Below are 24,928 nucleotides of genomic sequence, written 5' to 3'. Positions count from 1 at the left end.
CCTGGGGTACGGGATTTGCCGTCGAACGCCAGGAGGCAGCCATGACTGACACGCCCCCCGCGAACAACGCCGAGGAGGAGGCGAAGCGTCGTTTCCAGGAAGCCCTCGAGAAGAAGGCGCGCATGTCGCAGGCGCGCGCGGCTCACGAAGAAGGCCGGCTGAAAGTCAAGAACATGAGTGGCAACGCTGGTAAGAAGCGGTTCTTCAGGCGCAAGGCCGGCTGACGGCCCCCAGCCGCCGCACATGGCGCACGAACGTCGTGCCTCGATCTCCGCATCGAGGCACGACGTTTTCGTTTCCGTGCGGTGCGACTCGGTGCCGAGGGGGCTTGCGTCCGGGCCAGCTCGACCAGGACTCCTCCGGCGCGGCCCAACGTCCCAGTTTTTCCGGGGGCGGGTCGCGGACCGGCCACCGCCACGGGCACCGACTCACTGAAGGGGATTCGATGGACATCACCACGGCCGTCTGGAAGGACGCCATGCACCAGGAGGGCCTCACGGCGACTCCGGTGCACCCCGTGGGCGCGGTGCACCTCACCGCCGGCCGTGCGCGACCTTGGTGGCTAATTCCAATTCTCCTGCTGTGAGCCGGAGTTGATCGCTGAGGAACAACGACTCCAGCGGATGGGATCATGCTGATCGTTGATCTCGTCGTGATTCCTTGGGGATCGGAGTGTGTCGTGTCGATGCAGCCGCAGTCCTGGCCGGAGCCGGATCCGCAGGTCGCGGCGGCGATCCGGGCGATCTACCGGGGCCGGCGGGCGGTTCCGTTGCCGGTGCAGGTGCGTGACCGGCTGGGCGAACTGTTCCCGGACGCGGCGTTCGCCGAGGCGTTCGGCCGGGCGGGTAAGCCGGGCTGGTCGCCGGGGCGTCCGGCGCTGGTCACGGTGCTGCAGAAGGCCGCGAACCTGACCGACCGGCAGGCCGCGGACGAGGTCCGCGAGAACCTCGCCTGGAAGTACGCACTCGGCCTGGACCTGGAGGATCCGGGCTTCGACCACAGCGTGCTGTCGGAGTTCCGCTCCCGTGTCGTCGCCCACGGCCTGGAGGAGCGGGTGCTGGACCTGTTGCTGGAGCGGCTGACGGCGCTGGACCTGCTGACGGCGGGCGGCAGTCAGCGCACCGACTCCACGCACATCGTGTCGGCGGTGCGGGACCTGAACCGGCTGGAGCTGGTCGGCGAGAGCGTCCGAGCTGCGTTGAACGCGCTCGCCGCCGCCTGCCCCGACTGGGTGGATCAGGTGCTGGTGGTGGACGACTGGAGCCATCGCTATGGAGATCGGGTGGACAGCTGGCGGCTGCCGATCTCCAAGACCAAGCAGGAAAGACTCGCGCTCGCCTACGCGCAGGACGGCTACACGCTGCAGCAGGCCGTCTACGCACCCGCCTCGCCCGTGTGGCTGCGCGAACTGCCCGCGGTTCAGACTCTGCGGCGGGTGCTGGTGCAGAACTTCACCCGCACCTGCCCTTGCCGAATACCTCGTCCATGCAGGTGGAAGCGGGTTTCTGGGTGTCGGCCGTGGCCGATCGAGTCGCCGCTGTTGCGCGGCGGCGGTGGGCGCGGCATGACGATCGGTCGTGCTGCTGAGACCGGCGTACCCGGGCGTGACGAACGCGTCCACGATGCTGCGACTGCTGCCGACGAGCGACCGTGAGAGAGACATCGAGATCCTGGCCCCGCGCCGTCAGATCGCCGTCCTGGAGCGGCAGCTGAACGGGCAGCGAGTCCGGACGGCCGCGAGCGACCGGGCTTTCCCGGCGTCGCCGCTCCACGGTCTGCCAGGGGAAGCGCTGCGCCGGATGCGGCTGCCGGTGCGGCCGGACACGGTACTGCGCCGACACCGCGATCTCCTCGCCCGCCGGCACGCCGCCCGGTCCAGGCCGAAGCGCGGAGGCCGGCCCCGCACCGCGCACTCGATCCGAGCACTCGTAGGGAAGCCGGCCAACGCGGAGCCGGGGATCGTCAGGAGGCCGGCTTCAGAGCGGCGACCACTTCCTCGTCCTCGAAGTCGCCGGTGGGCCGGAAGCCGAGGGCGGCGTAGAGGCGGGCGGCCGGGGTGTTGTCCGGATGGTACGAGAGGCGGATCTCGCGGCAGTCCGGGAGGGCGGCCAGCCGCTGGACCAGCGCGCGCACGGCGGCGTGGCCGACGCCCTTGCCCTGCTCGGCCTCGTTGACGATCATGCCGCCGATCCAGTGGGTACCGTCCTCGTCGTCGTACGCCCACATGACGTGGCCGACGACCTCGTCGCCGGCGCGGACCGCAAGGGAGTTCCAGACGCCGCCGCGCAGGGAGAGCAGGAGGTAGCGGGCGCCGAGGGCGGCCACGAAGCGGCGCTGGTCGTCGGCGGGAGCGACATCGGCGACGTCGCGCCAGTTGGCGTCGGTGATCTCCTCCAGGATGACGGTCCGGTCCTGGCGGTCGATGATCTGCTGAGTCATTGGTCCCGTTCTTCTGTTCAAGGGGGTCTTCATATCCATCCGCGGCGGACGGCTTCGGTGCCCGCCTGGAATCTGCTCTGTGCGTTGAGTCTTCTCATGAGGTCGGCCATCGTGCGCCGGACGGTCCGGATGGAGACGCCCATCTTCCGGCTGATTCCCTCGTCGGTGAGGCCGTCTTCGAGCATGGCCAGCAGGGCCAGGTCGCGGTCGCTCGGCCCGTCGGAGGAGGGGGCCGAGGGGGCACCGAGGGGATCGGCCCGCTTCCACACGTATTCGAAGAGTTCCCCCAGGGCGCAGACGACGCTCCGGTAGCGGATGACGAAGGCGCCCTGGCGGCTCTCGTCGACGTTGACGGGGATGACCGCCACCGAGCGGTCGCACAGGATCATCCGCATGGGCAGGGACGGCACGGTCCGGGTCTCGCCGCCGTGGGAGGCGAGCCAGTCCGCGTACTCCACCGTCGCGCAGTCGTTGCGGACGCTGTCGAGGTGGACGGTGCGCATCCGCACCCCCCGGACCAGGTTCTGCTCGTCCAGGGGCCGGCAGGCCTCAAGGGCGGCCGCACTGAGAGCGCCCCCCGGCATGAAGGACCGGACCTCGGCGGTGGCCTGGCGGGAGAGCTCGGCGAGGCGGACTCGGACCGCTTCGACGCCGACCAGCCGCTCGATGCCGTCGCCGCCGTGCTGGGAGCCCAGTGTCGCGTACTCGGCGGCCAGCGCCGCCACGGCGGCCCGGCCCCGGGACAGCGACGCTCGTTGCTCGTCAAGTTCGGCACTGCGTCGCTCCAGAAGCGGGTAGATGCCGACCTCCGGGTCGGCGGGGATGAAGTGGGAGCTGCCCTCGACGCTGTGCAAGAGCGAGAGGTCGGTGAGTCGGTCCAGCGCGCTGCGCGTCTCCTCGACGGACAGTCCGACCTCGCGTGCGATGTCATCGAGGTCGCTGTCCGGTTTCAACAGCAGTGCCCTGTAGACGTCGTGCGTCTGCCTGCTCAGCCCGACACTCTCCAGCATCAGCTCGTCCCCCCGTACCGCCCGACCGGCCTTCACGAAGTGTGGTCGAACCGTGTCCCGAATTACTTGAGGGTGGGACGAGGGTGCCTTGAGCATTGCCATTCAGCCAAGATGTGGGGCATTTCACCTCCAGGATCGACTGAAGGGAAACACCTGGTCCGCATTGTGATCAAGTGGACAACGCCTGCATGTCGGCCGAGGGCAAAGCCTCGAGGTGGTAGCCCCGATTCTCATATGAACCGTCCCGACCTCGCCCGCAGTCTCCCTTCGAATTGAAGGGAGACTGCGGGTTTGAGCTTTGTCACCGAAAACGGTGTGTCACTTTTCTGTGAAGTTCAGAAGTTTTGCATTGGTTTGGACGTGCGGGCTCGACACCATTTCGGAGTGACGGCCCGAGCCCCTCACCACGTGGACTGCACCTGTGGTGAGGGTCCGCCACCGGTCCTCCTCGCGCGGTCCGAGCTCCGTGGGGTCGGCCGTGACCAGGACAAGATCCGCGCCGACCGTCCCCGTGTGGACCAAGGCGTCCCAGTACTGCGTGTAGCGCACCCGCCGGGCTGCGGCCATCTCTTGGATCTCCGGGGCTGAGAGCGCCTCGGCGAGCAGTGGGTCCAACTGGCGCAGCCCTTCCTGCATGTGCCTGCGGATGCGGTCGGACAGCGGCTCCCCGGCCTCCTCCATCCCGTCGTCGTCGGCGTCCCCGCCGGGCTCTCTCGTCAGCGGTGCGCTGTCGAAGAGGACGATCCGCTCGACCTCGCGGCCCCGGCGTTCCAGTTCGCGGGCCGCCTCGAAGGCGAGGTTGCCGCCTGCCGAGTAGCCGCCGAGCCGCAGCGGCCCGGCCGGGGCCTCGCGCTCGATCAGGTCCGCGTAGAGGCCGATGCGGTGCTCCTCCTCGACGAAGTCGAAGGCGTACACCGACTGCCCGGGCAGCAGCTCGGCGAGCGGCAGGTAGACCAGGCCCCAGCCTGCGATCGGCGGGAAGAGGAACAGCTTCTCCTGGTGCTCGGACCGGCCGAGGCGGGCCATCACGTGCCGCCCCGGCGTCGTACCGCCCGCGTCGCCCGCCCGGTCCACCAGGGCGGCGATCTCGCGCACGGTCGGCCCTTGGAAGACGCCCGCCAGCGGCAGCCGCACCCCGGTGCGCTGCTGGAGCAGGGCGAGGAGGGTGACGACCTTCAGGGAATGGCCGCCCAGGGCGAAGAAGTCGGCCGCGGCGTCCACCGGACCTGCTCCCAGGACCTCCGCGAACAGCTCCGCCACCAGCTCCTCGGTGGCGCCGGAAAGCGGGAGCTCGGCGGCCCGCACGTCGGCGGAGACCGGAGCGGGGAGCGCCTTGCGGTCGATCTTGCCGTTCGGGGTGACCGGCAGCCGGTCCAGCGGAACGACCACCGCAGGCGTCATGTACACGGGGAGTCGGCCGGCCAGCCGGTCGCGGACGGCGGCGGCCCAGGCCACCCGGTCCTGGTGCGGGGCGGCCGGCACCGCGTACGCGACGAGGCGGGGGCCGCTGCCGAAGTCGTCGCGGACGGTCACGGCGGCCATGCTCACCTCGGTGTCGGCGGTCATCGCCTCCTCCACCTCGCCGAGTTCGATGCGGTGCCCGCGGATCTTGACCTGGTGGTCCTTGCGGCCGAGGAACTCCAGGGTGCCGTCGGGCAGCCAGCGACCGATGTCGCCGGTGCGGTAGAGCCGCCCGCCGACGAACGGATCCTTGTGGAAGGCGGCGGCGGTCCGCTCGGGGTCGCCGACGTAGCCGCGGCCCACGCACGGACCGGCCACGCAGATCTCACCCTGGACGCCGCGCGGCGCGAGGGCACCGCCGCCTGGGGTGCCCAGGGGGACGGTCGGGTCGACGACGTACACGCGTGCGTTGCGGATGGGCCGTCCGATGGGGACGGAGCCGGCGCCGGGTGGTGCGGTGAGCAGCTGGTGGGTGATGTCGTCGGAGGCCTCGGTAGGGCCGTACGCGTTGACCATGGCGATGTCGGGGAACATCGTCAGCCAGCGGCGTGCCAGGGAGTGGGGCAGTGCTTCCCCGGTCGGGACGAGAGCGCGCAGCGCGGGCAGTGCGGCGGGCTCCCGGTCCAGCAGGTCCAGCATCACCTCCAGCATCGAGGGGACCACCTCGAGGACGGTGGCACGGCGTTCGGCGACGGTGGCCAGCAGGGCCCGTGGGTCGGCGGCGGTCTCGTCGTCGCAGACGAGGGTGCGGCCGCCGAGGACGAGCGCGCCGAACATCTGCCAGACGGAGATGTCGAAGCACTGCGATGCGTTCTGCACGAGGACGGTGGTCTCGTCGAGGCCGAGGTCCTCCGCCTTGGCGAACATGTGGTTGAGCATGCCGCGCTGTTCGACCATGGCGCCCTTCGGGCGACCGGTGGAGCCGGAGGTGAACAGCACGTAGGCGAGGTCGTCCTGGGTGACGGCGGTGCCAGCCCGCTCGGGCTCCGGCGCGCTGCCCGGGGCGGGGGCGGCGGCCGGGGGCAAGGGCAGCACGGTTCCCTCGAAGCCGTCACGCAGTTCGTCGGTGAGCAGGTGCGGTTCGGCCAAGAGGACGCGGCAGCCGGCGTCGGCGAGGATGCCCAGGCTGCGGGCAGCCGGGTGGCGGGGGTCGAGCGGGATGTAGGCTCCGCCCGCCTTCCAGGTACCGAGGACGGCCTCGACGAGGAGGGGTCCGCGGCTGGCGAGGATGCCGACGAGCTGCTCACGGGCCAGGGCGGCGCGGCTGAGCAGGCCGTCGGCGACGGTGCGGGCGGCGGCGTCGAGTTCGCCGTAGGTGCGACGGGCGGTGCCGCTCTCCAGCGCGATCCGGTCGGGGGTAGCGGCGGCCACGGCCTCGATCCGCGACAGGACGGTCTGTCCGGCGGGGTTCTCCGCGTGTCGGGCGCCGAGGCCCGCGGTCAGCTCGGCGCGCTCGGCGGCGTCGAGTACGTCGATGCGGGCCAGGGGCAGCCGCGGGTCGAGGCCGATCTGCTGCAGTACGGCGCCGAAGCGGTCGCACAGGGCCTGGGCGGTCTCCCTGCGGAACAGGCGGGTCGCGAAGTCGAGGCGGCACTCCAGGAGGCCGTCCCGGGGGTGGGCGAACAGTTCCAGGTCGAACAGGCTGCGCCCGGTGTCGATGTCGAGCTGGCGCAGATCGGCGGAGTCGTGCGGGCTGTCGAGGGTGTCGGTGCCGGTGTCGCTGCTGGTCATGTTCTGGAAGGCGAACATGACGTCGAAGAGGGGGTTGCGGCTGGGGTCGCGTTCCAGCTGGAGTCGGTCGACGAGTTCCTCGAACGGGTAGTCCTGGTGGCGCAGTGCCTCGGCGGCGGCCGTACGGACCTGGTCGAGGAGCGCGGCGAACGTGTCGCCGGGCTCGAGCGCGGCGCGCATCGGCAGGGTGCCCAGGAAGGGGCCGGCCATCGACTCGGTGCCGGGGACGGTGCGGCCGGCGAAGGGGCTGCCCACCACGAGGTCGGTCTGGCCGGTGTGCCGCCACAGGGTGACGTAGAGCGCGGCGAGCAGCGTCGCGTACAGGGTGGTGCCGGCGTCGCGGGCGACCTGCTCCAGTCGGGCCGTCGCCTCGGGGGGCACGGTGAACCGGATCGAGTCGCCCTCAGTGGACTGGACCGGCGGGCGGGGGAAGTCGGTGGGCAGGTCCAGGTGCGGGGGCAGCCGGTCGAACCGGGACAGCCAGTACGCCTCGTGCTCCGCGAGGGCGGCCCGGTGTTCCGCGGTGCGCTCGTGGGCGGCCCAGTCGCGGTACTGGCGGGCCGGCGGGAGGTCCCGTCCCGCATACAGGGCGAGGAACTCGGAGACGAGCAGGGCGAGGCTGACGCCGTCCGCCGCGATGTGGTGGATGTCGAAGAGGAGCAGGTGGACGGGGCGTTCCGGCGGGGAGAGCCGGCGGACGACGGCCATCCGCATCAGCGGGGCGCGAACGAGGTCGAAGGGGCGGACGAAGGCGGCGAGGACCTGGTCCGCGGGGCGGTCGTCGGTGGTGAGGGAGATGTCGGCGGGCAGCTCGTCGAGGGGGTGGACGGCCTGGACGGGTTCGCCGTTCTCCACGCGCAGGGAGGTGCGGAGGATCTCGTGGCGCTCCAGCAGGCTCCGGTAGGCGGCGCGGACCCGGTCGGTGTCGAGGTCGCCGGTGACCTCCATGGCGTGCGGCAGGTTGTAGTGGGTGTTCAGGGGGTCGAGTTCGTGGAGGACGAAGAAGCGGCGCTGGGCGGCGGACGCCGGCTGGACGGGTCCGGCGGGGGTGCGGGCGAGGACGTGCGGGCCGGAGGCCGCCTGCCGGCCGACCGCCTCGGCGAGCGCGGCGGGGGTCGGGTGGTCGAAGAGCTGGTGGAGTTCGACGGCCGGCCCGGTGCCCTGGCGCAGGCCGGCCAGGAGGGTGACCGCGCGCAGGGAGTGCCCGCCCAGCGCGAAGAAACTGTCGCGGATGCCGACCTTCGGGATGCCGAGGACGTCGGCGAAGGCGGCGCAGATCGCGGCTTCGAGGGGGGTGCGGGGGGCTTCGTACGGGGTGTGGCCCGCGGTGGCGGCGCCCGAGGAGCGGGCGACGGCGGCGAGCAGGTCGCGGGCGACGGGCAGACGCAGCGGGACGAGGTGGGGATGGGGTGCCGGTCCGGCGACGGCCGGCGCGGGCAGGGCCTCGGGCCAGCGCGGTTCGGACCGCGGGGCGCCCGGGGCGGGGTCGCCGGCGGCGGGGAGCGGCGCCAGGTAGGGCGGCCGTGCCGGGGCCTCGCCGTCGGGGCCGGCGAGGCGGAGGTGGAGGGGGCGGGGGCCGCCGGCGTCGAGGCGGGCGGCCAGGTCGCTGCCGCGGAGCGGCTGGACCAGGAGCAGGGGGGCGGAGCCGGGGCGGCGCAGGGTGCGGGTGGCGGCGTCCTGCTGGTCGGGGTCCTGGGATTCGGGCAGGGCGACGGTTCCGGGGCGGTAGCCGAGCCGGGCGAAGAACGCGGCGGCCCGGTCCAGATCGGCGACGAGCAGGGTGATGCGGGCCGTGTCCTGTTCGGGTCCGGTGGCGGTGTCGTCGGCGGTGCCGGTCTCCAGCAGCTCGATCAGGCCGACGCCGGCGACGGACAGGAACTGCACACGGCGGCCGCCGAACAGCACGGCCGGGGCGGGCTCGCCGACGGGGTCGAAGGCGATCCCCGCCGCCTGCCAGGTGCGCAGCGTGTCGTCCAGGGAGGGCACGCGGTAGCACAGGTGGTAGGGGCGCTCGCCGAAGCGCTCCAGGACGCCGTGGCTCGGCGAGGTGGCGTCGACGGGGGCGACGAGTTCGACGGCGGGCCGGGCCGGGTGGGTCAGCATGCGCAGCAGGGAGTGCTGGTGCGGGTCGTGGACGACGTCGCCGGGGGTGTAGCCGAGTGCGGCGAGGGCCTGGACGGGTGCCTGCGGTTCCGCGACGGCGACACCGATGTGGTCCAGCGGCGGGTGGGCGGCCGGCGTGGTGCCGGGCGCGGCCGGGGCGGGTGCCGTCGGCAGGGCGCGGTGCAGGGTGACGAAGCGGGGGGTGTGCGGGAGCCGCTCGGCGGGGAGCTCCCACAGGGTCGCCGTGTCGTCGGCGGGGGTGAAGCCGTACCGGTCGAGGAAGGTGCGGGCGGGTTCGTTGCGCTCGGTGGCGTGGAAGCGGGCCCGCAGGAGGGTGGCGCCGGTGTCCTCGCAGACGGTCCGCAGTCCGGCGAGGACGGCCTCCTCGACGGTGCGGCCCAGTACGCGGCAGCTGAGCAGGACGTTGTCCAGCTCCAGGACGTCGCCGTGGAGGGTGGACAGGACGACGCCGGTCAGGCCGTGGTCGCCGAAGCGGTCGCGGACGCGCAGGACGTGGGCCGCGGTGGCGGGGCCCTCCTGGCGTGCGGTGAGCTGGTCGGTGCTCAGGCGCAGTCCGCTGAGGTTGAACTGGTTGGTGCGGCGGGTCAGCTGGGCGGCGCGTTCGCGTTCGCCGTCGGCGAGGGGGGTGAAGTACGCCTCCAGTTCCATGCCCTCCAGGAACGCCTCCACGGAGGGGGCGGCACTCTCGGTTTCGCGGCGGGCGCGCTCGGCCTGGTAGCGGTCGGCGCGCTGCCGGTCGTCGTCGGTGACGACGGCGGTGTCGAAGGCCCAGACGTGGTCCAGGAAGAGGGCGTGCTCGTCGCGGTCCTCGGGCAGGTGCAGGGTGAGGACCTGCGGGAGGGCCGCGGCGACCTCGGCGCATTCGGCGCCGCTGTCGTCGAGGAAGACGAAGCTGTCCAGGCCCAGGCTGAGCTCGTCGGCGATGTCGCGCAGGTTCTGCGACTTGGCCGTCCAGTTGGCGCGTACGGCGGCGAAGTGGTCCCAGCCGAGCAGCATGCCGGGGTTGGTGTCGAACACCGCGCGGGCGTCGGCCTCGGCGTTCTTGCTGACCAGGGCGAGAAGCATGCCCTCGGAGCGCTTGCGCAGCAGCAGTCGCTGGACGGCGGCCGCGGCTTCGTCGACCTCCACGCCGAGGGGGCCGTCCTCGCCGGCGACGCCGCGCCACAGGGTGTTGTCGGCGTCCACGGCGATGACCTTGAAGGGGGGCAGCAGGCCGGCGAGGAGGCGGCGGGCCACCTCCGTGGCGGCGACCACGAAGAACTCCGCGGTGTAGGGGATGCGGCCGAGCTCGTACGCGGCCGGGTCGTCCCAGCGGGTGAGCCCGAAGCGGTCCGCGGCGGCCGGCAGGTCGATGGTGGTGATGCCGGGGAGGGCGGCGAGGTCGGTGCGCCACCGGTCGGTGAGCGCGGTGACGGCGGCGGCGAGCGGGCCTTCGGCGGCGGGGGCGGCCGGGGGGACCGCGACGAGGCGGGGGGCGGCGGCCCGGCAGCCGCGAACGGCGTCGAGGAGTTCGCCGTAGGTCCGTTCGAGGTGGGCGACGGCGCCTGCGGAGTCCTGGCCGGCGGGTGTGTCGGCGAGCCAGTCCTCGAAGCGGACGAGCAGCAGGGCGGGGTGGGCGGCGGTGTTCCAGGCGCTGGCGGGGTCCAGGAGCTCCTGGAAGACCTGGCCGTATCCGGCGAAGCCGACTCTAGCGTCGAAGCCGAAGCGGCGGCACCACCAGCGCAGCGGGTCGAGGAGCGGCTCGGCCGTGTAGGAGGCGACGACGGAGAGGCCGAGGCGACGGCCGTGGATGCGCTCGCGGCGGGTGCGCAGGTCGTCGGCCTCGTGCGGGGTGAGGGGGGCGAGGTCGGGCAGCGGGGTGGCGGGCCGGGCGGCCGCTGCCGCGCAGAGGTCGGTGAACTGACGGCCGAACCGGGCGACGGTGTCCTCGTCGAACAGGGCCCGGTTGGCTTCGGCCTTGATGTGCAGGCCGCCTTCGGGTGTGGGGAACACGTCGAGCTTGAGGTCGAGTTTGGCGGTGCCGTGGCGGACTTCGACAGGGGCGAAGGACAGGTCGCCGTGGCGGCCGGGGCCGTCGGTGCCGCGGTCGCCGTGGAAGATCAGCATGGTGTCGAAGAGCGGGTTGCGGCCGGTCTGGGCGGCGGCGCCGGCGAGTTCGACGATCTGGTCGAACGGGAGTTCCTGGTGGTCGTAGTCGGCGAGGACGGTCGTCCGGGTGCGGGTGAGGAGGGTGCGGAAGTCGTCGTGGGCGGCGGACTTGACGCGGACCGGGAGGAAGTTGGCGAACATGCCGACGGTGCGGTCGAGGTCGGGGTGGTGGCGTCCGGCGACGAGGGAGCCGATGACGACCTCGTCCTGGTCGGCCCACCGGCCCAGGAGGGTGCCGAGGGCCGCGAGCAGGGCCATGTTGAGGGTGGCCCCCTCAGCGCGGGCCCGGTCGGCGAGGGCGGCGGTGTCGGTCGGGGAGAGACCGAAGGCGGTGGTGAGGCCTTCGGTGCCGTACTGGTCGGAGCGGGGCCGGTCCAGGGGGAGGGTGAGCTGCGGCAGGTCCTCGACGCGGCGGGTCCAGTGCTCACGCAGGGCGGTGTCGCGGTCGGCTCCGCGGGTCAGCTGCCAGTGCGTGAAGTCTTTGTACTGGGTGGCGACCGCGGGCAGTTCGGCGCCGTCCAGCAAGGTCAGGAACTCCTCTACGAGGATCTGCAGTGAGGTGCCGTCGGCGGCGATGTGGTGGATGTCGAGGAAGAGGACGCCGGTGTCGGGACCGGTGCGCAGCCAGCGGGCGCGGACGAGCGGGCCCTCGGAGAGGTCGAACGGCTGGACGAGGGCGGTCAGGACGTCGTCGAGCACCGTGCCGGTGGCCGGGTTGTCCAGGGGGTGCTCCGCGAAGTCGGCCGGCATGGCGGCGTGGATCTGCTGGCGGACCTCACCGGACGCGAGGTCGAGCCGGAACGTGGTCCGCAGCGATTCGTGCCGGTCGACGAGGCGCTGGAGGGCGTTGTGCAGGGCGGCGGGGTCGGCGGGCCCGTCCACGCGCAACGCCATCGGCATGTTGTAGCTGGTGCCGGCGCCGGTGGTGTTCTGGATGAGGAAGATGCGGCGCTGGGCGGGGGATGCGGGGTGGTCGTCGCCGGCGGGGGCCGGGGCGATGGGCGCGCCGACGGCACGGGCGGCGAGGGGGAGGCGAGCGGTCATGGCCGCGAGGGTGGGGTGGGTGAAGATGTCGGCGAGGGGGAGAGCGCGGCCGAGGTCGCGCTCGATGCGGGAGGCGAGGACGGTAGCGGTCAGGGAGGTGCCGCCGCGGGCGAAGAAGTCGTCGCCGCGGCCGACCTGGTCGCATCCCAGGACGTCCTGCCACAGGCGAGCGAGAGCCTCCTCGTCGGGTCCGGCCGGCGGGACGGAGTCGGTGGCGGCGGCGGCCGGTTCGGGCAGGGCGCGACGGTCCACCTTGCCGTTCGGGGTCAGCGGCAGTGCGTCGTGGCGGGCGAACCCCGCGGGGACCATGTAGGCGGGCAGGCGGGCGGCGAGGTGGGCGGCGAGCTCGACGCCGACGGTGTCGTCGCGGAGCACGACGTGGGCGCCGAGGCGCTGGTCGCCGTGGCCGTCGGGGTAGGCGAGGACGGCGCACTGGGCGACGGCCGGGTGGGCGGCGAGGCAGGTCTCGACCTCGCCGAGCTCGACCCGGTTGCCGCGGATCTTGACCTGGCCGTCGATGCGTCCGACGAACTCCAGGGTGCCGTCGGGGCGCCAGCGGACGTGGTCGCCGGTGCGGTACATGCGGCTGCCCGGTTCGGCGGCGTACGGGTCGGGGACGAACTGCAGGGCGGTCGCGGCGGGCGCACCGAGGTAGCCGAGGCTGACGCCGGGGCCGCCGATGCACAGTTCGCCGACGGCTCCGTCGGGCAGGAGGCGCAGCCGGTCGTCGAGGACGTAGGGGCGGTAGCCGGGCCAGGGGCTGCCGATGGGGATGTCGCCGGCGGGGGCCCGGCCGGCGGTGCCGGCGACGGCGTGGGTGCTGGTCGTGACGGTGGCTTCGGTGGGGCCGTAGGTATTGACCAGTTCGACGGTGGCGGTGCGGGGGTCGTCCTGCCAGCGGCGCACGGACTCGGGGTTGACGCGCTGCCCGGAGAGCGTGACCAGCCGTACGGAGGGGGCCGGGCCGGTGCCGCCGTCGTGCAGGTGCTCGTACCAGCGCTCCCAGTACGCGGTGGGCAGGCCGAGCACGGTGATGCCGCGGTCGGCGGTGAAGCCGTCGAATCGGGGGAAGGTGGTGATGGCGTCGGCGGGGCGGCACACGACGCGGGCTCCGGCGGCCAGGGCGGGGAAGATCTCCTCGATGGAGGCGTCGAAGCTGGGCGAGGAGAAGTGCAGCACCCGGTCGTCGGGGGTGAGGGCGAAGACCTCGACGCAGCCGAGGTTGTGGTTGACGACGCCGCGGTGGGTGACGCCGATGCCCTTGGGGGTCCCGGTGGAGCCCGAGGTGTAGATCATGTAGGCCAGGTCGGCGGGGGTGACGCCGCTGTCCGGGGTGTGCGCGGGCAGGGCGGCGAGTTCCTCGGCGAGGTCCTCCAGGACCAGGGTGGCGGCGCCCGTGGCGGCGGCGCGGGCGGCCTGGCCGCGGCCGGCCAGGACGAGGCAGGCGCCCGAGCCGCGGACCATGGCGAGGACGCGGCCGTCCGGGTAGGCGGGGTCGACGGGCACGAAGGCGGCGCCGGCGGTGGTGACGGCGAGCATGGCGACGACGAGGTCGGCGCCGCGCTCCAGGAGCAGCGCGATGCGGTCGCCGGCGGCCGCGCCGCGGGCGCGGAGCAGGCGGGCGAGCCGGTTGACGCGGGCCAGGGTCTGGGCGTAGGTGAGCTCGGTGCCGTCGTGGTCGACGAGGGCGACGGCGTCGGGGGTGGCGGCCGCGGAAGCCTGGAACAGGCCGTGCAGGGTGGTGGCCGGGCGGGGGCGGTCGGGGCCGGTGCGGGCGGTGAGCAGCAGGCTCCGCTCGGCGGGCGGGACGAGGGCGATGCGGTCGAGGGGGGCGGCCGGGTCGGCCGTCATGGCTTCGACGGTGCGGACGATGTCGGCGGCGACCAGGGCGGCGCCGTCGGCGTCCCAGCGGGCGTGGCGGTGTTCGAGGTAGCCGGCGAAGCCGCCGTCGTGCTCGTAGAGGTACAGGCTCAGGTCGAGCTTGGCCTCGCGCTTGGGCAGGGCGACGGGGGTGACGGTCAGCTCGTCGAGCTCGACGGGCTCGTACGGGTAGTTCTGCAGGGCGAACAGGGCCTGGAAGAGCGGCTGTCCGGGGGCGGCGTGCGGGCGGACGGCCTCGGTGATCTCGGCGAGGGAGACCTCCTGGTGGGCGAGGGCGCTCAGGGTCGCGGTGCGGCAGCGGTGCCAGAGCTCGGCGGCGTCCGCGGCGCCGGCGGTGTCCACGGTGAGGGGGAGGGTGTTGGCGAAGTAGCCGATGACGTCCTCGGTCTCGGGCCGGAGCCGGCCGGCGACCGGGGTGCCGATCACCGGGCGGGCGGTGCCGGTGCGGCGGGCGACGACGAGGGAGAACGCGGCGAGCAGGGCCATGTACGGGGTGACGCGGTGTGCGCGGCAGGCGGCCTGGAGCCGCTGGGCGAGCGCCGGCGGCAGGGTGACGGGGACGCTGCCGCCCGCGGTGTCCGCGTCGGTGTCGTGGGTGCGCGCTGCGGCGGGCTCGTCGGCCGCGGCGAGGTGGCTCTTCCAGTAATCGAGCTGGGAGGTGAACTCGCCGGCGGTGTGCCGGGCGAAGTGCTCCCGGACGATCGCGCTCCAGGTGGTGCGCAGGGGCCGGGGCTCGGGGGCGGGGCGGCCGACGAGGCGGAGGTAGGCGGTGGTGATCTCGCGGACCAGCAGGGACATGGACCAGCCGTCGCCGATGATGTGGTGCATCGAGATGACGAGGACGTGGCTGTCCCCGGCTTCGGCGAGCAGGTCGAGGCGGAGCAGCGGGCCGACCGCCAGGTCGAAGGGCCGGGCGAGGACCCGTTCGACGAGGGGGTCGAGGCCGGTGGCGGCGGCCTGGTGGACGGTCAGCTCGGGGGCGAGGTCCCGGTGGGTGTGGGTGACGGGGACGCCGTCCTCGGTGTGGAAGGTGGTGCGGAGCGCTTCGTGGCGGCGGGCCACGTCGGCGGCGGCGGCGCGGAGGGTGTCCGCGTCGAGGGGTCCGGTGAGCCGGACTGCGTCGCAGATGGTGTAGGCGGTGCTGTCGGGGTGGACCTGCTGGTGCATCCACAGGCGCAGCTGGGACGGGGTGGGGCGGTCCGGACCGGCTGCGGGGGCGGTGGCGGCCGGGGCCGGGGCGGCGGTCGCCCTGGTCGAGGCGGCGGTGGCCGTGGTGGGGGCGGCGGTGGCGCGGGCGGCGAGGCGACGGGCGAGGAGCCTGCGGCGGGCCTCGGCGGCGGCCGTCTTGGGGAGGGTGTGGGTCTCGGTCATGAGGCGTGCTCCTCGCTGAGCAGGGCGGAGATCTCGTCATCGGTCAGGGCGTCGAGCTCGGCTTCGAGCCGTTCCTCGACGAGTGCGGCCAGGGCCGCGACGGTGGTGGCGTCGAACAGGGCGGCGAGGTCCAGGTCGAGTTCGAACGCCTGGCGGAGCCGGGCCAGGACCTGTGCGGCGGCGAGGGAGTGCCCGCCGACGGCGAAGAAGTCGTCCTCGACGCCGAACTCCCGGCCGGGCAGCACCTCGCGCCAGATGGCGTGGACGGCCGCCTCCACGTCGGTGCGGGGGGCCACGGGCGCCGCGGGCGCGGCGTGCCCGTGTCGCAGGGCCGCTTCGTCGATCTTGCCGTTGGCGGTCAGCGGCAGCCGGTCGTGGAAGGTGAACCCGGCGGGGACCAGGTGGTCGGGCAGGGCCCGGCGGCACCAGTCGGCGAGTTCCCCCTCCGTGGGCGGCACGCCCTGCGCGGGCACGACGTGGGCGTGGACGGAATCGGGGCCGGCGGCCGCCACATGGGCGTGGGCGACGCCGCCGTGGGCGGCGAGGTGCGCCTCGATCTCCCGCGGTTCGACGCGGTGGCCGCGGATCTTCAGCTGCCGGTCGGCCCGGCCCGCGTACTCGACGGCCCCGTCGGGCCGGTGGCGTCCCAGGTCGCCGGTGAGGTAGACCCGGTCGCCGCCGGGGCCGGGCGTGAAGCGGGCGGCGGTGAGTTCCGGGTCGTGCGGGTAGCCGAGCGACAGGTAGGGGGTGCGGACGGCGATCTCGCCGAGTTCGCCGACGCCGGCCCGGCGCCCGTCGGCGGTGAGCACGAGCAGTTGGACGCCGGGGATGCCGCGGCCGAGGGGGACGGTCCGGTGGGTGTCCGCCTCGGGGCCGACGTCCTGGACGCCCATGGCCTGCGGGGTCTCGGTGGCCCCGTAGAACGCGGTGCAGCGCACGCCGGGCGCCCGCCGGGCGAGGTCCCGGCAGTCGGTGGTGGTGAGGGCCTCGCCGCCGAAGAAGGCGCGGCGCAGGGCGGGCAGCGGCAGGTCGGGGGCGGCCGCGGCGAGGAGCCGTCCCAGGGAGGGGGTGAGGTGGATGACGGAGACCTCCCGCTCCCCCAGCCACCGGGCGAGCCGGTCCGGGTCCCGGACGGTGGCGGGATCGGTCAGCAGGAGCGTGCCGCCGCACCACAGGGGGGTGAACAGGTCGCGTAGGAACGGGTCGTGGGAGGGCCCGGACAGGGCGGCGACCCGGTCCTGCGGGCCGAGGCCGTGGTGGCGGGTGTGCCAGTCCAGGAAGTGGGTGAGAGCCCGCTGGGTGCCGGCGACGGCGCGGGGCTGCCCGGTCGAGCCGGAGGTGAACGCGAGGTAGGCGACGGCGTCGGGCTGCTCGGCCGGGGCGTCGGCGGGGTGGTCGGCGGGGCGCGCCGCCGGCTCGTCGACGGGGCCGGCGGGGAGGGTGAGGACGGTGCAGTGGTCCGGCAGCAGGGTCGTCGCACCGGTGGTGTCGCCGGGGACGAGCGCGATCCGGCATCCGGCCGTCTCGGCCCGTCGGCGCAGCACCTCGGCGGGGTGGTCGGGGTCGAGGAGCAGGAACGCGGCACCGGTGCGCAGCACCGCGAGCACTGCGGCGGGCAGGGCGGCGTGCCGGTGGGCGAGGACGGCGACGACGTCTTCGGCGCCCACGCCGTGGCGGGTGAGCAGGTCGGCGCCGGCCGTCGCACCGGAGGCGAGCCGGCGGTACGTCCAGCGGTTCGTGCCGTCGTCGGCGGCGACCGCGTCCGGGGTGTGCGCGGCATGGTGGGCGAGCCGCTCCAGCAGGCCTTCGGACCACTGGGCGGGCAGCGGCTCGGCGGGGTCGGGGAGGGTGTCGTCCAGTCGGGTGGGGCGGGGGGCAAGACGGGCGAGCGGGGTGTCGGGGGCCTCGGCGGCCGCGTCGAGGAGGGCGGTGAGCCGCTCGAGCAGGTCGCGGATGCGGGCGTCGTCGAAGAGGAGGCTGTTGTGGACGGCGGTGAGCTCCAGGCCTTCGTCGCCGCGGTCGCGGACGTAGAGGCTGAGGTCGAACTTGGCGCCGAAGCGCAGGAGCTGCGCGCCGTACGGCTGCACCTCCAGGCCGTCGGCGGGGTGCCCGGACAGGGGGTCCTGCGGGTCGAGCATGTTGAACAGCACCTGGAAGACCGGGGTGGTGGACCGGTCGCGGTCCGGGCAGACCTCGGCGACGATCCGTTCGAACGGCACGTCCTGGTGGGCGAACGCGTCGATGGTGGCGGTGCGGACGCGGCCGAGGAGGGCGGTGAAGTCGGCGTCGGGGTCGACATCGGTGCGGATGGGCAGGGTGTTGACGAAGCAGCCGACGGTGCGCTGGACGGCGGTGTGGGAGCGCCCGTCGACGGGGGTGCCGACGATGACGTCGCGTTCGCCGGTGAGCCGCTGGAGGGTGGCCTGGAATCCGGCGAGGAGCGTCATGAAGAGGGTGGTTCCGCTGCGCCGGGACAGTTCGCGTAGCCGGCGGGCCTGCCGTGCGGGGATGGCGGCGGTGGTGAGGGAGCCCTGGAAGGTCTGCTGTGCGGTGCGCGGCCGGTCGGCGGGGAGGGTGAGCACGGGCAGTTCCCCGGCGAGGGTGCTCCGCCAGTGCGCGAGCAGGTCGCGGCCTTCTGGGCCGTCGAGGACGGCGCGCCGGTGGCGTGCCCAGTCCGCGTACCGGGCCCGGTCGGGCGTCTCGTCGGGCTCGGCGCCGGTGTAGGCCCGGAGGGTCTCCTCCAGGAGGATGCCGACGGAGCCGCCGTCGGCGGCGATGTGGTGGACGGTGACGAACAGGACCCATTCGGCGTCGTCAAGGCGGGCGAGGGCGGTGCGCAGCACGGGGCCCGCAGCCAGGTCGAAGACGTGGGCGGACTCGGCGGCGGCGAGGACGGCGAGGTGTTCCTCGCGGCGGGCGGAGGGCAGGTTGCGCAGGTCGTGCAGGGGCAACTCGACCGGTGCGGGGTCGAGGACCCGGGCGTAGGGAGTGCCGTCCTTCGCGCCGTACACGGTGCGCAGGGTGTCGTGGCGGGCGGCGGTGGACGTGAGTGCGGCGGCGAAGCGGTCGGGGTCGAGGGGGCCGCGGATGCGGTAGGCGCCGGACATGTTGAGGACGTGCGTGCCGGGGGTGTGCTGCTCGAAGAACCACATGCGCTGCTGGGCGAAGGAGAGTTCTTCGGGCCCGCCGGGTGCGGTGGCGGGGATGCCGGTGGTGGCGGGGGTGGCGGCGAGGGCCCGGACGGCGGCGGCGAAGTCCTCGGCCATGGGGGCGTCGAACAGGGTGCGCAGCGGGATGTCCTTGCCGAGTTCGGTGCGTAGGGCGGCGACGGCACGGACCGCGAGGAGGGAGTGGCCGCCGAGGTCGAAGAAGTCGTCGGTGACGCCGATGCCCCGGGGCAGTCCGAGGACGTCGGCCCAGACGCGGGTGACGGCCTCCTCGACGTCGTCGCGGGGCTGGACGCGGGCGCGGGTGGTGCTGTCGGCGGAGTGCCAGTCGGGGGCGGGCAGGGCCTTGCGGTCGACCTTGCCGTTGGAGTTGAGCGGCAGGGCGTCGAGGGTGGTGAAGTGGCTGGGGGTCATGTGTTCGCCGAGGAGGGCGGTGACGTGGCTGCGCAGGTCGCGGGCGGACGGCAGGGCTTCGCCGACGACGTAGGCGACGAGACGGAGTTCGCCGGAGGGGTCGGGGCGGGCCGCGGCGGCGCAGTCGGCGACGGCGGGGTGACGGGCCAGGGCCGCCTCCACCTCGCCGAGCTCCATACGGTGGCCGCGGATCTTGACCTGGTGGTCGATGCGGCCGAGGAACTCCAGTGCGCCGTCGCCGCGCAGCCGCACCAGGTCGCCCGTGCGGTAGAGCCGGCCGCCGGGGCGCGGGCCGTAGGGGTCGGGCACGAACCGGCGGGCGGTCATGGCGGGGTCGCCGAGGTAGCCGCGGCCGACGCCGATGCCGCCGACGTACAACTCGCCCGGCACGCCGGCGGGGACGAGGCGGCCGTGCGCGTCGCAGACGTACAGGCGCATGTTGGGGACGGGCAGGCCGATCGGGGCGCGGGTCTGGTGGGGTGCGGGTGCGGCGGTGAGGGTGGCGTGGGTGACGTCGTCGGAGCACTCGGTGGGCCCGTAGGCGTTGACGACGGGGATGCCGGGGTCGCGGGCGAGCCAGGCGCGGACCAGTACGGGGTCGAGGGCTTCGCCGGTCAGCATCAGCAGCCGCAGGGCGGGGGCCTCGGGGAGGGCCGGGTCGGCGAGGGCGGCCCGGAGCATCGAGGGGACGGTCTCCAGCAGGGTGGCGCCGTGGTCGCGGGCGAGCGCCCAGAGCAGTATCGGGTCGTGGGCCTGCTCGTCGGTCGCGATGACGACCCGGCCGCCGAGCAGCAGCGGGGCGAGGAACTGCCAGACGGAGATGTCGAAGCAGACGGAGGCGTTCTGCACGAGGGTGTCGCCGCCGGTCATGCCCAGGTCGTGGATCTTGGCGTAGAGGTGGTTGACCATGCCGGCCTGCTCGACCATGGCACCCTTGGGGACGCCGGTGGAGCCGGAGGTGAAGATCACGTAGGCGAGGTCGCCGGGTGCGTCCTCGACCGGGGAGGGTGCGGGGTCGGGCAGGGCCGCAGCGAGGGCGTCCTCCAGGACGAGGGTTCGGCCCGCGGGGGCGCCGTCGGCGGTGATCCGGTCGAGCAGGGCGCCGGTGGCGCGGGTGTGGACGGTGAGCGCGGCGCCGCTGCCGGTGAGGATGCGGGCCAGGCGGGCGGTCGGGTACATCGGGTCGAGCGGGACGTAGGCGGCGCCGGCCGTGAAGACGCCGAGGACGGCGGTGAGGAAGCGGGTGGAGCGTTCGGCGAGCAGGGCGACCCGCTCGCCGGGGCGCAGTCCGGCGGCGCGCAGTGCCGCGGCGCAGCGGGCGGCGCGTTCATGCAGTTCGGCGTAGGTGACGCTGCCGTCCGCGTCGACGGCGGCGACGGCACCGGGGGTGCGCCGGACCTGCTCCTCGAACAGCTCGCGGAAGGTCCGGTCGACGGGGAAGGGGACGTCGGCGGCGCCGGGCCCGGAGAGCATCCGGGCCTCTTCCTCGGCGGCCATGACGGGCAGTTCGCCGACGGGGGCGGCGGGGCGGTCGAGGGCACCGCGCAGCAGCGCCCGGTAGCGCTGGGCGAACAGCTCGGCCGTGGCCGCGTCGAAGAGGCCGCTGTCGTACTCCAGGCGCAGGCGCAGGGCGCCGTCGCGGGGTTCGAGGAGGACGGTCACGTCGAAGCGGGATGTGCCGGAGTGGACGGGGAGGTCGGCGACGGTGAGGCCGGGCAGGGCGAGTTCGGCGCCGGGGGTGTTCTGCAGGCCGAACATGACCTGGAAGAGGGGGGTGCGGGTCTGGTCGCGGCCGGTGCCGGTCTCCTCCACGAGCCGCTCGAAGGGCACGTCCTGGTGGTCGTACGCCTCCACGGCCCGCTCGCGGACGTGCCGCAGGAGGGCGTCGAAGGGCAGGTCGCCGGTGACCGAGGCACGCAGCGGCAGGACGTTGACGAAGCAGCCGACGAGGTCCTCGGTGGTCTGGCGGGTGCGCCCGGCGACCGGGGATCCGACGATCACGTCGGTCTGCCCGGTGTGGCGGTGGAGGAAAGCGTAGAAGGCGGTGAGCAGGGTGACGAACGGGGTGACGCCGTGCTCCTTGGAGAAGCGCTCCACATCCCGGGTGAGGGTACCGTCCCAGTCGTGGAGCAGCTCGGCGCCGCGGCGCGGGCCGGCCGACCGCGGCCGGTCGGAGGGCAAGTCGAGGACGGGCAGCGGTCCGGTGAGGCGGCCGCGCCAGTGGGCGAGCTGCCCGTCGAGGGCTCCGCTGTCGAGGGCGTCGCGCAGGCGGTGGGCGTGGTCGGCGTAGCGGGAGCGGAGTTCGGGGAGGCGGACGGGGGTGCCGTCGATGCGGGAGCGGTACAGCTCGGCGAGGTCGCGCAGCAGGACGCCCACGGACCAGCCGTCGGAGATGATGTGGTGGACGGTCACCAGCAGGACGTGCTCCTGCTCGGTGAGGGTGAGGAGCTGTGCGGACCACAGCGGCGGCCGGGAGAGGTCGAAGCGGGTGCGGGCGGCGCGTGCGGCCAGGCGCGCCCACTCCCCTTCTCGTTCGCCGGGGGTGAGGCCGGTCAGGTCGATGGTGGTGAGGGGGAGTTCCACCGACGGTGCGGTGTCGGGGCGGCCGGTGCCGTCGGCGTCCGCGGGGAACGCGGTGCGCAGGGCCTCGTGGCGGGCGGTGAGGTCGGCCAGCGCGCCGGTGAGGGCCGTGGTGTCGAGCGGTCCGGTCAGGCGGAGGGCGGCGGGCACGTTGTAGAGCGGGGTGCCGGGGTCGAGCTGGTCGAGGAACCAGAGCCGCTGCTGGGCGAAGGAAAGGACGTCCGGCCGGGCCCCTTCGGGGGCGGGGGCGGCCGGGGCTTCCGGGGCGGGGGCGGCCGGAGAGCCGGCGGCGGGCGCGGGCCCGGTGCGGAGGCGGTCGACGGCTTCGGCGAGCGCGGCGAGGGTGGGGGCCTCGAAGAGCGCCCGCAGCGGGACGTCCACCCCGAGGCGCTCGCGGATGCGGGAGACGACGCCGGTCGCGGTCAGCGAGTGCCCGTCGAGGTCGAAGAAGTTGTCGGCGCGGCCGGGCAGGCCGATGCCGAGGACCTCGGACCAGATGCCGGCCAGGATCCGCTCGGTACCATCGCGGGGCTCTTCGTGGGCGGGGCGGACGAAGTCGAGGGCGCCGGGGGCGGGCAGAGCCGCCCGGTCCACCTTGCCGTTGCGGGTCAGCGGCAGCGCGGGCAGCACCACGACGGCCGCGGGGACCATGTAGGCCGGCAGCAGCGCGGTGAGCCGGGCCCGTACGGTGGCCGGGTCGACGGGCCCGGCGTCTCCGCGAGGCACCGCGTCTCCGCGAGGCACCGCGTACGCCACGAGGCGGGGGTCGGCGGCGCGGTCGGTGCGGGTCGTGACGAAGGCCTCGGCGATGCCGGGCTCGGCCAGCAGGGCGGCCTCGATCTCGCCGGGCTCGATGCGGAAGCCGCGGATCTTGACCTGGTGGTCGAGGCGGCCGAGGTACTCCAGGCCGCCGCCGGGCAGCCGGCGGACCAGGTCGCCGGAGCGGTACATGCGCTCCCCGGGGCCGCCGTACGGGTCGGGCAGGAAGCGCTCGGCGGTCTGGCCGGGCGCGCCGAGGTAGCCCCAGCCGACCTGGCCGCCGGCGATGAACAGCTCGCCGGGCACGCCGTCCGGGACCGGGCGGAGCGCCCCGTCCAGGACGTACAGGCGGGTGCCGGGGACGGGCGTGCCGATGGGGACGGTCACCGCGGACGCGTCGGCGGGGGTGACGGTGTGCACGCAGCAGCCGACGACGGTCTCAGTGGGCCCGTACTCGTTGACGATCCGCACGCCCGGCGCCTTCCGCGCGATCCGCTGGACCAGCGCCGGGGACAGCGCCTCCCCGCCGACCACGAAGGTGCCCGCGGCCCGGGCCAGCCGCTCCGGAGCGAGGGTGCGCTCCAGCAGCTCCAGGTGCGCCGGGGTGATCTTCAGGAGGCTGAAGCCGTCCTGCCGGGACAGCAGGGCGGTCAGCTGCTCGACGCCGTCCGCGCCGTCGACGAGGACGGCGGTGCGGCCGGCGGCGAGCGGGGTGAGGAGGCTGGTGAGGGTGAGGTCGAAGCCGAGCGGCGAGTGGACCGGGGCGCCGGAGCCGTCGGCGGCGGCGTACTCCTGCGCGGCCCAGCGGACGTAACGGGCGAGCCCGGCGTGCGAGACCATCACGCCCTTCGGGGTTCCGGTGGAGCCCGAGGTGTAGAGGACGTAGGCCAGACCGTGCGGGTCCATCGGCGGCAACGGGGCCGGGCCGCCGGCTTCCGCCCGCTCGTCGTGGAGGTCCACCGCGGCGAGGTCCTCCACAGCGAGGGCGCCCGGTTCGGCGGTTCCGGCGGCGATCCGGTCGCGGCCGGTGAGGACCGCGGACGCGCCGCAGGCCGCGAGGATCCGCTCGGCCCGCTGCTCGGGCAGGGTGAGCTCCACCGGCACGTAGGCGGCGCCGGCCCGCCAGATGCCGAGCACCGCGGCGACGGTCGCGGCGGACGGCCCGCAGCGGAGGGCGACCAGCTGTCCGGCGCCGATCCTGCGGGCCCGCAGGGCGCGGGCGATGCGGTCGGCGGCGGCGTCGAGTTCCGCGTAGGCGAGGGTCTGCTCCGCGTCCGCGACGGCGGCCAGGGCGGGGTGGGTGCGGGCCCGGTCGGCGACGAGCGCCGGCACGTCGCGGGCCGGGACGGCGCCGCCGGGCAGGGAGTCCTCGGGGGGGCCGGCGAGGACGGGGCTGCCGGCGGGGCGGGGCAGGCCGGTGACCGGGGCGTGCGGGTCGGCGGCGACCGCCTCGAGGACCTGGCGCCACTGGTCGAGGATCCGGGCACCGCTGGGCGCGGCGAGGACGTCCGCGTTGGTCTCCAAGACGGCGTGCAGGCCGCCGTCGCGCTCCTCCACGAGGAGGCTGACGTCGTACTTGGCGGTGCCGCTGTCGACGTCGAGGAGCTCGGTGTCGAGGCCGGGCAGGGCGACGGGCTCCGCGGAGGCGTTCTGCAGGGCGAACATGGCCTGGAACAGCGGGGTGCGGCGCCGGTCGCGGTCCGGGCGGAGCGCCTCGACCATCATGTCGAACGGCAGGTCCTGGTGGGCGAAGGCGTCGAGGGCGGCCGACCTGACCCGGCCGATCAGCTCGGTGAAGGCCGGGGCGCCGTCCAGGTCGACGGCCAGCGGCAGGACGTTGACGAAGTAGCCGATCAGGCCTTCGGTGTCGATGGCGCCGCGGTTGGCGACGGGGGTACCGAGAACGATGTCCGGCTGCCCGGAGTGGCGGTGCAGCACGGTGGCGTAGGCGGCGGCGAGCACCATGAACAGGGAGACGCCATGGCTCTGGGCTAGCTCGCGCAGGGCGCCGGTGAGCTCGGGGGCGAGGGCGGCGGTGGTGCGGTGGCCGGCCCCGGTGGGCTCGGCGGGCCGCGGGTGGTCCCAGGGCAGTTCGAGCGGTTCGGCGCGGGCCACGGGGGTGCTGCGCCAGTGGTCGAGCAGCCGGTCGCGCTCCGCGGCGTCGAGGCGGTCGCGGTGCCAGACCGCGTAGTCGGCGTACTGCAGCGGCAGATCCGGCAGGAGGGCCCCGGCCCCGGCGCTGCGGGCGCGGAAGAATTCGCCCAGCTCGCGGAGGATCACGCCCACCGACCAACCGTCGGCCACGATGTGGTGGAGGGTCAGCAGCAGGACGTGGTGCTCGTCGCCGAGCTTCAGCAGCCGGGCCCGCAGCAGCGGGTCGGCCGCCAGGTCGAAGCCGCGGGCCGCCTCCTGCCGGGCCAGGCGCAGTGCCTGCGGCTCGCGCTCGTCGGCCGGCAGCCCCGTCAGGTCCTCCCGGTCGAGTGCGACGGCGAGCCGCTCGTGGACGAACTGCACCGGCGCGTGGTCCACCTCCCCGAACGTGGTGCGCAGCGCCTCGTGCCGGTCCACCAGGTCCTGCAGGGCCGCGGCGAGCGCGTCCGCGGACAGCCGGCCGCGCAGCCGCAGCGCCGCCGGCACGTTGTACGCGGCCGCGCCGGGGCTGAGCCGGTCTGCCAGCCACAGTCCCTCCTGGGCGTACGAGCAGGGGAAGGCGTAGACGGTGTCGGCGGCTGTGCCACCGGGCGCGGTGTGCGTGGTGTGCGAGGAGGCAGTCATGTGTGTGCTTTCACTCGGAGGGTG

The 24,928-nt window shown here is 74.3% G+C and carries 7 protein-coding genes; 3 read left to right on the top strand and 4 right to left on the bottom strand.

Annotated elements, in window-relative coordinates:
* Positions 1 to 41 precede the first annotated feature (41 nt).
* The 3 genes from AC6F7H_RS00165 (at position 42) to AC6F7H_RS00155 (ending at position 1,654) form a co-directional block, all read left to right on the top strand.
* Complete coding sequence (locus tag AC6F7H_RS00165; protein WP_500754440.1) at positions 42 to 224, top strand: DUF5302 domain-containing protein; 183 nt, start codon at positions 42 to 44, stop codon at positions 222 to 224.
* A 221-nt stretch (positions 225 to 445) separates the two neighbouring features.
* Positions 446 to 586 (top strand): hypothetical protein, encoded by a 141-nt coding sequence (locus AC6F7H_RS00160; protein WP_500754439.1) that lies wholly within the window; start codon positions 446 to 448, stop codon positions 584 to 586.
* 99 nt (positions 587 to 685) lie between these two features.
* A complete protein-coding gene (locus AC6F7H_RS00155) occupies positions 686 to 1,654 on the top strand; it encodes a transposase (protein WP_500761595.1) in 969 nt (322 codons plus the stop codon).
* Between the two features lie 308 nt (positions 1,655 to 1,962).
* Here AC6F7H_RS00155 and AC6F7H_RS00150 read toward each other — a convergent pair whose 3' ends face one another.
* From AC6F7H_RS00150 to AC6F7H_RS00135, 4 genes are all read right to left on the bottom strand, one after another.
* Positions 1,963 to 2,439, bottom strand: coding sequence for a GNAT family N-acetyltransferase (locus AC6F7H_RS00150; protein WP_500754437.1), 477 nt, complete (start codon positions 2,437 to 2,439; stop codon positions 1,963 to 1,965).
* 29 nt (positions 2,440 to 2,468) lie between these two features.
* Positions 2,469 to 3,449 (bottom strand): LuxR C-terminal-related transcriptional regulator, encoded by a 981-nt coding sequence (locus tag AC6F7H_RS00145; protein ID WP_500754436.1) that lies wholly within the window; start codon positions 3,447 to 3,449, stop codon positions 2,469 to 2,471.
* 318 nt (positions 3,450 to 3,767) lie between these two features.
* Positions 3,768 to 15,209, bottom strand: a complete 11,442-nt coding sequence (locus AC6F7H_RS00140) for an amino acid adenylation domain-containing protein (protein ID WP_500754435.1) — start codon at positions 15,207 to 15,209, stop codon at positions 3,768 to 3,770.
* Positions 15,206 to 24,904 (bottom strand): non-ribosomal peptide synthetase, encoded by a 9,699-nt coding sequence (locus tag AC6F7H_RS00135; protein WP_500754434.1) that lies wholly within the window; start codon positions 24,902 to 24,904, stop codon positions 15,206 to 15,208. The genes AC6F7H_RS00140 and AC6F7H_RS00135 overlap by 4 nt, the downstream gene beginning before the upstream one ends.
* Positions 24,905 to 24,928: the final 24 nt, after the last annotated feature.

The organism is Streptomyces sp. MMS24-W38, from assembly GCF_059889265.1.
This window is presented reverse-complemented; position numbering and strand designations above follow the sequence as displayed.